Raw genomic sequence first — 14,175 nt, forward strand, 5'->3', positions numbered from 1 at the left:
GCACGACGATCCATTACACGCCGCCGACCGCGAAGTGAAGAAAATAAACAAATGGCACCCACATTGACATTTGCCTAGAAATGCGGATCGCTGCGGGCGCAGGAGCATCGCGCCGCGCCCCTCGCCGGAGGCCGGGAGCGGAGCGGGTCGAGGCGGTGCAAGATGTGACCGGATCCCGTCTGGATTCCGGCGGGAGCCACACCGTATGAACGACGACAGGAACGACACCGGCGTGAACACCACAGGGAGGCCACATCAGATGGCAAAGACACTGAACACCGCACTGGCCGCAGGACTCGCGGTCGCGACACTCGGCACCGCCGTCCACGCGCAGGACAAGTCCATCATCTACGTCACCCCCAACCCGATCGGGAACAACCCCTTCCTCGTGCTGGGCCAGGAGGGTGCCGAAGCCGCGGGCGAGGCGCGCGGCGCCGAGGTGATCACCTACGAGAGCGACGCGCCGCAGGCGATGCTGGAGAACCTCTACGCCGCGGCGAGCGTCGGCGCCGACATCGTCGTCGCGATGAGCTTCTCCGCCGTCGACGGCGTCATGGAAGTCGCGCCCACCGCGCCCGACACGCAGTTCCTGCTGGTCGACGCCTGCACCGACCAGGAGCGCCCGGATAACGTGCACTGCGCCGTCTTCCGCGAGCACGAATCGTCGTTCCTGATGGGCGCCATCGCCGCGATGACCACCGAGACCGGCACCGTCGGCGTCATCGGTCCGATCGACATCCCCTTCATGCACCGCTTCACCGACGGCTTCGCTGCCGGCGTGGCGCATGTGGATCCCGAGGTGACGGTCGAGACCCGCTGGGTCGGCGGCCAGAACCCGTTCTCCGATCCGGTGCGCGCCAAGGAGCAGGCGCTGGCGCTCGACGCGGCCGGGGCCGACGTCATCTACGCGGCGGCGGCCGGCGGCTCGTTCGGCGTGTACGAGGCGGCGGCCGAGAGCGGCTTCGTCACCATGGGCGTCGACACCAATCTCTGCGGCGTGGCGCCGGGCACGATGTACGACGTCGCCCTGAAGCGGGTCGACCAGGCGGTCCTGCAGTCGATCGAGGCCATCGAGGCCGGCGAGGCGGCGACCTTCGCCTCCTACGGCCTCGCCGAGGGCGGGATGAGCGCAATGGCCGTCGAGGGCGGTGACGCGCTCGCCGAAAGCGGCTGCCTGATCGCCGACGACGCCGAGGTCGCTGCCGAGATCCGGAGCCTCGCGGAGCAGATCGTGGCCGGCGAGGTCGTCGTCGACGACCCGATGATGGCGAACTGAGCGCCGACACCGAGACTGACGGACCGCTGGGGGTGACCGTGCCAGATACCGAGACCTCACCGCCAGCGGTCTGCCGCCTCAACGGCGTCAGCAAGGCGTTCGGACCGACGAAGGCGCTGCAGGACGTGTCGATCGAGGTGCGCGAGGGCGAGTTCCTCGCGCTGATCGGCGAGAACGGTGCCGGCAAGTCCACCGCGATGAGCATCCTGTTCGGCCTGCTGGAGCCCGACGAGGGCGGCGTCGAGATCATGGGCCGGCCGCGGAAGATGCGGTCGGCCCGCGACGCCATCGCGGCGGGGCTCGGCATGGTGCACCAGCACTTCATGCTCTACCCCGACCTGACGGTGCTGGAGAACATCATCGTCGGCCAGGAAGACACCGGCCGCAGCGGCCGCATCGCGCTCGGCGAGCACCGCGCGGCGGCGCAGCGCATCCTGCAGGAGTTCGACTTCTCCATTGACCTCGACCGCAAGGTCGCCGACCTGCCCGTCGACGCCCGCCAGCAGGTGGAGATCGTCAAGCTGCTCTACCGCGGCGCCTCCGTCGTCATCCTCGACGAGCCCACCGCCGTGCTGACCCCGCAGGAGAGCATCGCGCTCTACAAGATGCTGGCGCGGCTGCAGGCGCAGGGGACGTCCATCGTCCTGATCACCCACAAGCTCGACGAGGTCATGGACAACGCCGACCGCATCCTCGTCCTGCGGCGCGGCCGCCTCGTCGCCGAGCGCGATGCGCAGGCCACCGACAAGACCGAGCTCGCCGAGCTGATGGTCGGCAGCAACATCGAGATCATCGCCAAGCGCGACGCGACGCGCCCCGACGTCGCGCTGTCGATCCGCGACCTCACCGTCCGCCGCCGGCAGGGCAAGGCGGCGCTGGCGGAGGTGAGCTTCGACGTGCGCAAGGGCGAGATCTTCGGCATCGCCGGCGTCTCCGGCAACGGCCAGAAGGAGCTGGTGAACGCCCTGGTGGGGCTGGAGGACGCCGAGGGCGCGGTCCAGCTCGCCGGCCGCGACGTGCTCGGGCTCGACGTGGCGGCGCGGCGCGCGCTCGGGCTGGGCTACATGGCCGAGGACCGCATGGCCATGGGGCTGGCGCAGCCGGCGACGATCGCGGAGAACCTGATCTCTGGGCGCGAGGGAACGACGGACTTCTCATCGCGCGGCTTCCTCGACAAGCGCCGCATCCGCGACTTCAGCCGCGACCTGATCGCCCGTTTCGACATCCGCACCCCCTCCGAGCGGCACCGGGCGGCGAAGCTGTCGGGGGGCAACCAGCAGAAGGTCGTCGTGGCGCGCGAACTCTCGGCGCGGCCCGCCGTCCTGGTGATCGAGAACCCCTGCTGGGGCGTCGATGTCGGGGCGATCACCTTCATCCACAAGCAGATCCTGGAACTGGCGGAGATGGGCTGCGCCATCGTCCTCGTCAGCAGCGACCTCGAGGAGCTGTTCGCGCTGTCCGACCGGGTGGGCGTGCTCTGCGACGGCGAGCTGACCGCGATCTTCGAGCGCGGCGAACTCGACGCGATCGCCGTGGGCGCGGCCATGTCGGGCCAGCGAAAGGACACCGCCGCATGAACGCCTCGCTCCGCGTCCTCCTCGTGCCCCTCGCCCTGGTGGCGGCCGGCCTCCTCGCGCTGCTCGCCTTCGACGCCACGCGCGCGGCCGTGGCCGCGTTCCTCGACGGCGCCTTCGGCGGGCGCAACAACTTCAACCTCTACTCGACCCTCGGCCGGTTCTCGATCCTGCTCGGGCTGGCGATGTCGGTGCTGGTGTCGTTCCGCGCCGGCCTGCTCAACATCGGCGCCGAGGGCCAGCTCGTGCTCGGCGGCCTCACCGCGGCTCTGGTCGGGGTCTACCTCCCCGCGCCGCCGCTCGTGGTGGCGCTGGCGGCGCTGCTGGCGGCGATGGCGGTCGGGGCCGGCTGGGCGGTGCTGGCGGGGCTGATCGAGCGGGGCGCCAACGTGCCGCTGCTGATCGGCTCGCTGCTGCTCAACTACCCGGCCTCCTACATCGCCTCCTATGCCGTCTCGCACCCGTTCCGCGACGTCAACAGCGGCGCCACCCAGTCCTTCCGCATCATGGGCGAGGCGAGCCTGCCGCGCTTCACCGGCACCATCCTCGATTACGGCATCCTGCTGATCGGCGGCACCGCGCTGCTCGTCATCCTGCTCGAGCGGACCAGCGTGTTCGGCTACCGGGTGCGGATGCAGGGCTACAGCTACCCCTTCGCCCGCGCCTCGGGCTACCCGACCCACAAGCTCTACTACCGCACCCTGATGATCAGCGGCGCCATCGCCGGCATGACCGGCTTCGTCGCGGTGTTCGGCATGAACCAGCGCTACATCGACGGCATGCTGACCGCGCCGCTCTACGCCTGGACGGGCATCGCGGCGGTGCTCATGGCGGCGATTATCCCCTGGGCGACGCCGCTGACGGCGTTCTTCTTCGCCGCGCTGGCGACGGGGGCGATCGGCATGGAGCGCAGCGTCGGCATCCCGCGCGAGGTCGGCCAGATCATCCAGGCCGTGATCGTCCTCTACCTGTCCGGGGTGGCGGGCAAGATGCTGTCCAACCTCGGCGGGAAGGGGCGCTAGCGATGTTCTTCGACGCCGCCCTGATCGAATCCATCCCCCGGCTGTTCACGCCGGTCCTGCTGGCCGCCATCGGAAGCGCCCTGTGCGACCGGGCGAACGTGTTCAACATCGCGCTCGAGGGCATGATGCTGATCGGCGCCTTCGCCGCGGTCGTGGGCACCTTCTACACCGGCAACGCCCTGGCGGGGCTGGGGCTTGCCATCGTCTCCGGCGCCCTGTCGGGGCTGGTCTTCGCCTATTTCGGCGTGACCCGCGGCGGCGACCACATCATCGTCAGCATCGGCTTCAACGTGCTGGCCATCGGCCTCACCGCCTTCCTGCTGGGGCGGATCTTCGGGGTCTCGGGCCAGTTCGACGACCCGGCCATCGTGCAGCTGCCCCGGATCCACCTCGGCCCGGTCGCCGACATCCCGCTGATCGGTCCGTTCGTGTCGGGGCAGTCGATCCTCGTCTGGCTCGCGATCTTCCTCGTCGTCGCCGTCACCTGGCTCCTGAAGAACCACAAGTACGGCCTGCGGCTGCGGGCGGCGGGGCAGAACGCGGCGGCGATGCGCACCGTCGGGGTGTCGCCGGAGCGGGTCAAGACGGCCGCCGTGATCGCCTGCGGCGTGCTCTGCGCCATGGGCGGGGCGCAGCTTTCGATCTCCAACGTGACGCTGTTCACCGAGGGCATGAGCGCGGGGCGCGGCTGGATCGCGCTCGTCATCATGATGATGTGCAGCGCGCGCCTGCCCTGGATCCTGCCCACCGCCATCCTGTTCGGCCTCGTCGACGCCTTCGGCTTCCGGATGCAGGGCCTCGGCCTGCCGCAGCAGCTCACCGAGAGCATGCCCTACGTGCTGGCGATCGTCGTGCTGATGCTCGTCTTCCGGAAGCGGACCGCCCGATATGCCCGCTAGCGGCCGCCGGGCCCGCGGCGAGGTGCAGTCGCGCACCGAGCAGCAGATCATCGAGGCGGCGTGGTGCTACTTCAAGGACGACATGAGCCAGGCCGACATCGCCGCCCGCCTCGGCCTGTCGCGCAGCACGGTGGTCAATTACCTCGCGTTGGCGCGGGCGCGGGGCTACGTGCGGGTGTCGCTGCATCCCGAGATCTTCCGCCAGCGCGAGATCGCCGAGGAGCTGAAGCGCAAGTTTGCCCTGAAGGACGCGCTCGTGGTCCCCGGCCAGCCCGACGATCCCGCCGCCGACCTGCTGCGGGTGGCGCGCGCCGCCGCCGACTGGCTGCCGGAGCTGCTGACCGCCGGCGACCGGCTCGGCGTGTCCTGGGGCGAGACGGTCTACCACATCTCCACCGAGGTCGAGGCCATCGCCATCCCCGGGCTCGACATCGTGCAGCTCGTCGGCTCGCGCGCGACGCCGCTGGGCTTCGCCGCCGAGACCTGCTCGGCCAACCTCGCCACCGCCTTCTCGGCCAATTGCATCAACCTCCACGCCCCGCTCCTGGTCCAGAGCAGCGACCTCGCCGAGATGCTGCGCCGCGAGCCGGTCATCGCCGCCCAGCTCGACGCGATCCGCACCTGCAACAAGGTGCTGTTCGCCGCCGGCTCCGTCGGCTCCGACAGCCACGTCGTCCGCAGCGGCGTCGTCAGCGAGGCGACGCTGGCGGCCTACCAGGCCCGGGGCGCGGCGGCGGTGATCTGCGGCCGCTTCATCGACCGCGACGGCAACCCGATCCCCGGCGAGATCGACGCCCGCATCATCGGCACCACCATCGACGAGATGCGCGGCAAGGAGCTGGGCCTCCTCGCCGCGGCCGGGGCGGACAAGACCGAGCCCACGCGCGCCGCGCTCCGCGCCGGCTTCACGACGCACCTCGTCACCTGCTCGGAGATCGCCGCCGGGCTGCTCGCCGATGACTGACCACACCAAGACCGATGGGAACCGCCCGATGGACAAGACGGACCTGCCCCTGACCGCGATGCACTGGGGCACCTACCGGGCCGAAAGCGACGGCAAGACCCTGCGCGCCCTGCACCCGTTCGAGGAAGACGTCGATCCCTCGAACATCGGGCAGGGCTTCTTCGGCGTGCTCGACGGCCCGACGCGGGTCACCGCGCCGATGGTACGCAAGGGCTGGCTGGAGGACCCGGATGGGCGCAACCGCGACAGGCGCGGCTCCGACGCGTTCGTCGCGGTGAGCTGGGACGAGGTCGAGGGCCTGATCGCCGACGAGCTGACCCGCGTGCGCCGCGACTTCGGCAACGAGGCGATCTACGCCGGCTCCTACGGCTGGGCCAGCGCCGGGCGCTTCCACCACGCGCAGGGCCACCTGCGGCGGTTCCTGAACCTGAACGGCGGCTTCACCCGCTCGGTCAACACCTACAGCCTCGCCGCCGGCGAGGTGATCTGCGAGCACGTGATCGGCGGCTTCTGGGTCGCCGCGGCCGACACCACCGACTGGCAGAGCATCGTCGAGCACACCGAGCTGTTCGTCGCCTTCGGCGGCCTGCCGCTGCGCAACGGCCAGATCTCCCAGGGCGGCACCGGCCGGCACCGCCAGCGCGAGGCGATGCTCAACGCCCGCGCCAACGGGGTGGAGTTCGTGTCGATCTCGCCCCTGCGCGACGACGCCATCGACGCCCTCTCCGCCCAGTGGATCGCGCCGCGGCCCTCGAGCGACGTGGCGATGATCCTCGCCCTCTGCCACTGCCTGCTCGACGAGGGGCTGCACGACGCCGACTTCCTCGCCAGGTACACCGTCGGCTTCGAACGCTTCGCCGACTACCTGACGGGCAAGACCGACGGCGTCGCCAAGACCGCCGCCTGGGCCGCCGCCATCTGCGAGGTCGAGGCCTCGGCGATCGTCGACCTGGCGCGGCGGATGCACCGGCAGCGGACGATGATCTCGGCGAGCTGGTCGCTCACCCGGCAGGACCACGGCGAGCAGCCCTTCTGGGCGACGATCACCCTGGCGGCGATGCTGGGCCAGATCGGCCTGCCGGGCGGCGGCTTCGGGCTCGGCTATTCGGCGGTCAACTCGATGGGCCTCGAGAACCGCAGCCTCGCCCACGCGGCGATGCCGCAGGGGACCAACCCGGTCGAGACCTACATCCCCGTCGCCCGCATCAGCGACATGCTCGAGAACCCGGGCGCGGAGTACGCGTACAACGGCCGCACCCTCACCTATCCCGACACCCGGATGATCTGGTGGGCCGGCGGCAACCCCTTCCACCACCACCAGGATCTCAACCGCCTGCGGCAGGCCTGGACGGCGCCCGACACGGTCATCGTCAACGACTGGTGCTGGACCGCCACCGCGCGACATGCCGACATCGTGCTGCCCTGCACCAACCCGCTCGAGCGCCGCGACGTCAGCATGGGCGGCCGCGACCCCTACATCGTCGCCATGGAAGCCGTCTCCGCCCCGCCGCCGCTGGCACGCGACGATTACGAGATCTTCCGCGGCCTCGCCCGCCGGATGGGGCAGGAAGAGGCCTTCACCGAGGGCCGGGACGCCGAGGCGTGGCAGCGCCACCTCTACGCGCTGAGCTGCCAGCGCGCCGCGGGCGAGGGCGTGACGCTGCCCGACTACGACACCCTGCGCGAGCGGCGCTGGCACAAGGTCGAGGCGCCGGCCGAGCCCAACGTGATGTTCCAGCGCTTCCGCGCCGATCCCGAGGCCCACCCGATCCCGACCCGGAGCGGCAAGATCGAGATCTGGTCCGCCGAGATCGCCGGCTTCGGCTACGACGACTGCCCCGGTCACGTGACCTGGATGGAGCCCTACGAGTGGCTCGGCGACGCCGCGGCGGACGAGCTGCACCTGATCTCCAACCAGCCCCACACCAAGCTGCACTCCCAGCTCGACCAGGGCCCGGTCAGCCAGGGCGCGAAGCGGGGCGGCCTGGAGCGCGTGCGGCTCAACCCCGCCGACGCCGCCGCGCGCGACATCTCCGAGGGCGACGCGGTGGAGCTCTTCAACGCCCGCGGCGCGTGCCTCGCCCGCGTGGTCCTCGACGACGCCCTGCGGCGCGGGGTCGTGCAGATGGCGACCGGCGCGTGGTTCAAGCCGTCGCCGGAGCGGCCCGAGCTATGCCTGAACGGCAACCCCAACGTGCTGACGGCCGACCGGGGCACGTCGAAGCTGGCACAGGGCCCGACGGCGCACACCTGCCTGGTGAGGATCCGGAAGACGGCGCAGCGCTGAAAACGCGCGGGCGCGGGCGGCATTGACGCTTTGCCTCGTTATCATGCTAATGAGATAACCAAAGCGGTCCCACACTGGGGCCCTCGTGCGAGGTTGTCCCTGTATGCCCACCGTTCTCGTCGCCGGCCTGTTCCACGAAACCCACAGCTTCCTCGCCGCCCGCACCGGGCTCGACGCCTTCGAGCGCTCGGTGCTTGTCGAGGGGCCGGAGCTGATCGCGCGGCTGGCGGGCAACGGCTCGCCGATGGACGGCGCGCTGAGCGTGGCGCAGGCGCGCGGCTGGAAGGTGATCCCGTCGATCCACATGGCCGCCGATCCCGCCGGGCTGGTCGAGGCGGCGGCGGTGGCGCGCTTCGACGACCGCTTCTTCGCCGACCTCGCGGCCCGTGCGGGGGCGCTCGACGGCATCTGCCTGATCCTGCACGGCGCGATGGTCAGCGAGGACCGCGACGACGTCGAGGGTGTCCTGCTGGCGCGGCTGCGCGCCGAACTGCGGCAGGCGGGGCGGGGCGACGTGCCGGTGGTGGCGGTGCTCGACCTCCACGCCAACGTCTCGCGCGGGATGGTCGAGAACGCCACCGCCCTCGTCGCCTACCGCGAGAACCCCCACGCCGACGCGCGCGACACGGCGGTGCGCGCCGCCGAACTGCTCGACGAACTGATGCGCGCGCCCACCAAGCTGCGCGGCCTGCACCGCCCGACGCCCCACGTGCTGCCCCCCACCGGCGTCGGCTCGGCCTCGTCGCCGATGCGCGAGGTGCTGGCGGCGGCGCGCGAGATCGAGGCGACGGACCCGGACGTGCGCGTCGTCAACGTCATGGCGGGCTACGCCTACGCCGACATCGCCGATTGCGGGTTCAGCCTGAACCTCTTCACCACCGGCGATGCGGCGCGGGGCGAGCGCCACCTCGACACCCTGGAGGGCGTCCTCGAGGCGCACCTCGCGGCGGGCTACCCGCAGGAGGAGACGCTCGACGCGGTGCTCGCCCGCGTCGACGCGCTGCCGCCGGGGGAGGGGCCGGTGCTGCTGGTCGAGGCGGCCGACAACATCGGCGGCGGCGCGCCGGGCGACGCCACCGACATCCTCGGCCCGCTGCTCGCCACCGGCCGCACCGGCATCGTCGCCGCCCTCGCCGACCCGGAGGCCGTCGCCGAGTGCAAGGCGGCGGGGCAGGGGGCGCGGGTGCGGCTGGCGGTCGGCGGCAAGACCGATGGCCACCACGGCGCTCCCGTCGAGATCGAGGGCGAGGTGGTGCACCTGAGCGACGGGGTGTTCGAGCTCGAGAACCCGCACTCCCACCTCGCCTCGATGCGCGGCACCCGCATCGAGATGGGCGACAGCGCGGTGGTGCGCACGGGCCAGGCCGAGATCCTGCTGACCACCTACAAGACCGCGCCGATGGACCTCGGCCACCTCCATTCCCAGGGCATCCGCCCCGAGGAGGCCGACCTCGTCATCGTCAAGGCCGCCGTCTCGCACCGCGCCGCCTACGACCCGATCGCGCGCGCCTCCTTCAACGTCGACAGCGCCGGGCTCTGCACCAGCAACCTCACCCGGCTCCCCTATCGCAAGCTCGCGGGCAAGCGCATCGCCCTCGACGGCAGCCGGGCGGGGTAGGCCGATGGCGCTCACGGCGGGCGAGAGCGGCACGATCTACGCCAACCCGGCGCCGCTCCTGGTCAGCCGGCAGGCCGCGTTCCCCGGCCTCGTGGCGCTGCCCGGCGGCGACATCCTCGCGATGTTCTCCATCGGCCAGGCCTTCGACGCCGCCGACATGCGCGCCCATGTCTGCCGCAGCCGCGACGGCGGGCGCAGCTGGTCGGAGCCGGTGCGGATGCACGCCGCCGAGCGGGCGGAGTCCGAGAGCTTCAAGCCGGTGCTGCTGCCCGACGGGCGGCTGCTGGCGACGGGCTACGTCTTCGAACGCCCCGACGACCTCACCCCCATCGCCGACCCGGTGACGCAGGAGCTGCTGCCCATGCGCAACCGCGCCGCCATCTCGCACGACGGCGGCCACACCTGGTCGGAGCCGCACGCCTTCTCCGTCGACGGCGCCGCGCTCGAGCTCTCCGGCCCGGCCATCGCGCTCGACGACGGCACGCTCCTCGCGGCGGGCGCGCCGTTCCACCTGCGCCCCGAAGGGCAGGAGGGCTGGCTGATCGAGAGCCGCGACGGCGGCACGAGCTGGTCGCGCCGGTCGGTGTTCTTCGCCGGCGGGCATGTCGCGCCGTGGGAATGCCGGCTCTGCCGCATGGGCGACGGGCGCATCGCGGTGCAGGTCTGGGCCTACGACCTCGCCGCGCAGGCCAACCTCGACGTCCAGCTGTGCCTCTCCGACGACGACGGCCACAGCTTCGCGCCGCCGCTCGCCACCGGCATCCGCGCGCAGGCGTCGAACCTGATGTCGCTCACGCACGACCGCCTCCTCGCCATCCACGCCCATCGCGAGGCCCCGGCGGGGCTGGTGCTGCGCGAGATGCGCGCCGGCGCGGGCGCGGACGCGGTCGAGGTGCTCTCCGAACTGGCGCTGTTCGGCGGCGCGGACCGGGCGGCGCACAGCGGCGGCGGCATCGTCGGCCAGTTCGCCAGCCTGCGCTTCGGCCAGCCGGGCCTGCTGCGGCTGTCGCCCCGCGAGGCGCTCGCCTGCTGCTGGATGGTCGAGGACGGCCAGCACGTCATCAAGAGCTGGCCCATCGGCCTGCCGGAGCCGGGATGAGCGGCGCGGAGGGGCCGGCGCGGGCGCAGAGCGACTACGACAAGCTGCGCCGGCTGCCCTTCTTCTACCTCTCGACGCTGCTGACGGGCACGGCGGTGATCTGCACCATCGGCGCGCCGATGGCGATGTTCGCCGCCGAGCTGGGGCTGGCGGAAGACCGGATCGGCCTGCTGGCGGGGATGATGCCCGCCTTCCAGGCGCTCGGCGTGCTGACGCTGCCGATGATCACCCGCTTCGGCAGCCGCCGCATGGCCGGCACCGCGCTCGCCGCGCGCTATCTGTTCCTGACGCTGTTCTTCGCCGCGCCGCTCTTCGCCGCCCGCCCCGACACCGCCTTCGCCATCCTCGCCGTCGCGATGCTGGGCTTCGCGATCTGCCGCAGCCTCGCCGAGGCGGCGCTGGTGCCGTGGAGCCAGGAGTTCATGCCCCGCGCCGTGCGCGGGCGGATCGCGGGGCGGATGGCGCTGGTCTACCTGCCGGTGGCGCTGATCGTGTCGTGGGCGACGCGGATGTGGCTCGACGCGAGCGAGGGGCTGACGCGGTTCTACCCGATCTTCGGCGTCGGCATCGCGGTGGGCATCGCCGGTGCGCTGATGCTGTTCGGCCTGCGCGGCGGCGCGCCGGCCCCCGTCGCCGCCCGGACGCGCGGCTACCGCGACTTCGGCGAGCCGCTGCGCGATCGCAACTACGTCGTCTTCCTCGTCGCCTCGGCGCTGCAGAACCTGGTGATGACGGCCATCGCGCTGTTCCTGCTGCTCTATTTCCGCCAGCGCGTCGGCCTCAGCTCGGGCACGCTGGTGTTCATGGCCGCCTTCATCCCCGTCGGCGCGGCGGCGGGGACGCTCGCGGCGGGCTGGTTCGTCGACCGCTACGGCACCCGCGCGATCCGCGTCGCGCTGCAGGCGGGGCAGGTGGCGCTGCTGGTGGCGCTGGCGCTCGCGGGCGGGCGGTTCGGGCCGATGGTGCCGCTCGTGGCGGCGGTGTTCTTCGCCGTCGGCTTCCTGTTTCAGTCCTCCATCGCCGTCGCCAACGTCTACATGCTCAACGTCGTGCCGCCGTCCTCGAAGGAGAGCTACACCGTGCTGCACTACGCGGTCGACGGCGTGGTCGCCGGCGTCGTCACCTTCGCCGCCGGCTTCCTGCTCACCTGGATCGGCCCGCGCCGGATCGAGGCGCTGGGCCTGACCTTCGGCAACTTCGAGGCACTGTTCCTGCTCGCGGCGCTGGTGACGCTCGTCTCCGCCTGGTGCTTCGCGACGTTGCGCGAGGACGGGGCGACGACGGTGCGCGACTTCGTCGGCCACTTCGCCACCGGCAGCCCGCTGCGCGCGCTCTGGGGGATCAACCGCTACGAGCGGCGCACCTCCGAGCAGCGGCGGCGCGAGCTGGCCTTCGGCTTCGGCTTCAGCGGCAGCCTGCTGGCCAAGGAAGAGCTGATCGAGGCGGTGCGCGATCCGAGCTTCGACGTGCGCCACGAGGCGGTGCGCGCGCTCGGGCGGCTTGGCGCGCATCCCGACGTGGTGCGGGCGCTGCGCGGGCTGCTCGAGGGCGACAGCCCCGCCGAGCTGCGCTACGCCGCGATCGAGGCGCTCGGCCGGCTGCCCGCGCCCGACTGCGCCCCGCTGATCGCGGCGGCGCTCGAGGATGCCTCGCCGCTGATGCGCGCCCGCGCCCTGCGCAGCCTGGGCGATCTGCGCCACGTCGAAAGCCTGCCGCGGATGCGCGCGATGCTGGCGAGCGATCCCGCGCCCGACTGCCGCCTCGCCGCCGCCTCGGCGCTGGGCAAGCTCGGCGACGGCGATAGCGTCGCGGCGCTGATGGATCTCTGCCTCGGCGCGCCCGGCGGCCCGCCGCTCGACGAGGGCCGGGCCAAGGTGGTGCTGCTGGCGGTCGCCAAGATCCTGCGCTGCGAGAAGGCGTTCGCGCAGATCCTGCGGCTCGAGGAGCGGGGCCGGGGCGTCGCGCTCGCGGGCCAGTTCCTGCGCCTCTCCCACGCGGTGCGCGCGCTTCCGGGCGGCGAGGCGCAGGCGAAGCGGCTGGCGCGCTTCGCCGCCGACGAAGACGTCGCCGACCCGGCCGCCGCGCGCGCCTGCCTGCTCGATCTGCGCCCGCTGCTCGCCCGGTCCGCCGACGCGGCGCTGCTCGCCGTCCTCGACCGCGCCGCCCACGCGCCCGCGCCGCAGCCCGCCCTGGTGGTGCTGCTGCTCGTCGCCGTCCAGCGCCACCTGAGGCCCTAATCCGCCCGGTAGAGCTCCCGCCCGCCCACGACCGTCGCCCGCACCGCGTGCGTCACCGGGTCGAGCACCGCGAAATCCGCCAGCCGCCCGCGCCGCAGGCTGCCGAGGTCGGCCTCGCGCCCCAGCACCCGCGCCGGCACGAGGCTGGTGGCGTGGGCCGCGCGCACGAGGTCGGTCTCGCCGAGGCGCAGGAAGTTGAGCATCGCCTCTTCGGGCGTCAGCGACGAGCCGCAGAGCCCGCCCCTGTCGTCGCGCACCGCGTGGCCCTTGCGGCTGTGGACCCGGTAGCCCGGGTAGAACTCGAACGAGGTGTCCTCCGCCCCGGCGAACTTCATCGCGTCGGTCTCGAGGAACACCCGGTGCGCGGGCAGCTGCGCGAGCAGGCGCACGAAGCCGGGGTCGGTGTGGATGCCGTCGCAGATCAGCCCCAGCGGCAGGTCGCGCTCGGCGAGCAGGGCGTCGGGGAGCGAGTAGGGGTGCAGGCCCATGCCGTCGTAGGGCAGGGGCGGCATCACGTTGAACATGTGGGTGACCGCGTCGATCCCCCAGCCGACATAGCGCGGCACGTCGTGGGGCGCGGCGGCGGAATGGCCGAGATGGACCGACACCCCCTCCGCCTTCAGCGCGCGCACGAACGCCTCCGCCCCGGGCAGCTCGGGCGCGAGCGTCACCGCCGCGAGCCGCCCGCCGGCGGCCTCGCACATCGTCCGCGCCAGCTCCGCGCCCGGCCTCGCGAGGTTGTCGGGGTTGTGCGCCCCCGCGAGCGCGAAGCACGGCCCTTCGCTGTGCACGCCCAGTGCACGCGCGGCGCACGCCTCGTCGCACTGTGCGGCGAGCGCCGCGAGCACCTCCACCATGCGCGGCGTCGGGGTGCAGCCGAACGACGGCAGGAACCCGGTGCACCCGGTCGAGAGCAGGAATTCCGACGCCGCCGCCACCGCCCCCGGCTCCGCGTCGCCGTAGAGGTGGCGGAACATGCCGTGCTGAAGCAGGTCGATCATGCCGGGAAACAGCACCGCGCCGCCCCCGTCGATCACCTGCCAGTCGCTCCCCGTCGGCGCGTCGCGCGGGAGGAAGCCGGCGATGCGTGCGCCCTCGATCAGCAGGTCGCGCGGGTCGAGCCCGCCGGGGGTGACGCTCGTGACGTTGCGCCAGCGTTGATTGACACTCATGGGGATGCCACTATTACCATGTTATCA

10 protein-coding genes are annotated in these 14,175 nt (G+C 72.2%); 9 read left to right on the forward strand and 1 reads right to left on the reverse strand.

The window, feature by feature from the left end; all coding sequences use genetic code 11:
* The first annotated feature begins 259 nt into the window (after positions 1-259).
* The 9 genes from OG2516_RS00800 to OG2516_RS00840 all read left to right on the forward strand — a co-directional run bounded on the left by OG2516_RS00800 (position 260) and on the right by OG2516_RS00840 (position 12,976).
* Positions 260-1,276: a BMP family ABC transporter substrate-binding protein gene (locus OG2516_RS00800; protein ID WP_007253680.1), complete on the forward strand. Its 1,017-nt coding sequence runs from the start codon at positions 260-262 to the stop codon at positions 1,274-1,276.
* 38 nt (positions 1,277-1,314) lie between these two features.
* Positions 1,315-2,853 (forward strand): ABC transporter ATP-binding protein, encoded by a 1,539-nt coding sequence (locus OG2516_RS00805; RefSeq protein WP_156799323.1) that lies wholly within the window; start codon positions 1,315-1,317, stop codon positions 2,851-2,853.
* Positions 2,850-3,872, forward strand: a complete 1,023-nt coding sequence (locus OG2516_RS00810) for an ABC transporter permease (RefSeq protein ID WP_007253682.1) — start codon at positions 2,850-2,852, stop codon at positions 3,870-3,872. The genes OG2516_RS00805 and OG2516_RS00810 overlap by 4 nt, the downstream gene beginning before the upstream one ends.
* 2 nt (positions 3,873-3,874) lie before the next feature.
* On the forward strand, positions 3,875-4,771 hold the full coding sequence (locus OG2516_RS00815; RefSeq protein ID WP_007253683.1) for an ABC transporter permease: 897 nt from the start codon (positions 3,875-3,877) through the stop codon (positions 4,769-4,771).
* A complete protein-coding gene (locus OG2516_RS00820; protein ID WP_007253684.1) occupies positions 4,761-5,735 on the forward strand; it encodes a sugar-binding transcriptional regulator in 975 nt (324 codons plus the stop codon). Before OG2516_RS00815 ends, OG2516_RS00820 begins: the two co-directional genes overlap by 11 nt.
* Positions 5,728-8,022 (forward strand): molybdopterin-dependent oxidoreductase, encoded by a 2,295-nt coding sequence (locus OG2516_RS00825; protein WP_245544261.1) that lies wholly within the window; start codon positions 5,728-5,730, stop codon positions 8,020-8,022. The genes OG2516_RS00820 and OG2516_RS00825 overlap by 8 nt, the downstream gene beginning before the upstream one ends.
* A 103-nt stretch (positions 8,023-8,125) precedes the next feature.
* Positions 8,126-9,640 carry a M81 family metallopeptidase gene (locus OG2516_RS00830; RefSeq protein ID WP_007253686.1) on the forward strand — a complete coding sequence of 505 codons (1,515 nt, stop codon included), beginning with the start codon at positions 8,126-8,128 and terminating at the stop codon, positions 9,638-9,640.
* Positions 9,641-9,644: 4 nt separating this feature from the next.
* A complete protein-coding gene (locus OG2516_RS00835) occupies positions 9,645-10,739 on the forward strand; it encodes a sialidase family protein (RefSeq protein ID WP_007253687.1) in 1,095 nt (364 codons plus the stop codon).
* Positions 10,736-12,976 (forward strand): MFS transporter, encoded by a 2,241-nt coding sequence (locus OG2516_RS00840; RefSeq protein WP_007253688.1) that lies wholly within the window; start codon positions 10,736-10,738, stop codon positions 12,974-12,976. Before OG2516_RS00835 ends, OG2516_RS00840 begins: the two co-directional genes overlap by 4 nt.
* Here OG2516_RS00840 and OG2516_RS00845 read toward each other — a convergent pair.
* Positions 12,973-14,148 (reverse strand): N-acetylglucosamine-6-phosphate deacetylase, encoded by a 1,176-nt coding sequence (locus OG2516_RS00845; RefSeq protein ID WP_007253689.1) that lies wholly within the window; start codon positions 14,146-14,148, stop codon positions 12,973-12,975. The genes OG2516_RS00840 and OG2516_RS00845 overlap by 4 nt on opposite strands.
* Positions 14,149-14,175: the final 27 nt, after the last annotated feature.

Source organism: Oceanicola granulosus HTCC2516 (genome assembly GCF_000153305.1).
GTDB lineage: Bacteria > Pseudomonadota > Alphaproteobacteria > Rhodobacterales > Rhodobacteraceae > Oceanicola > Oceanicola granulosus.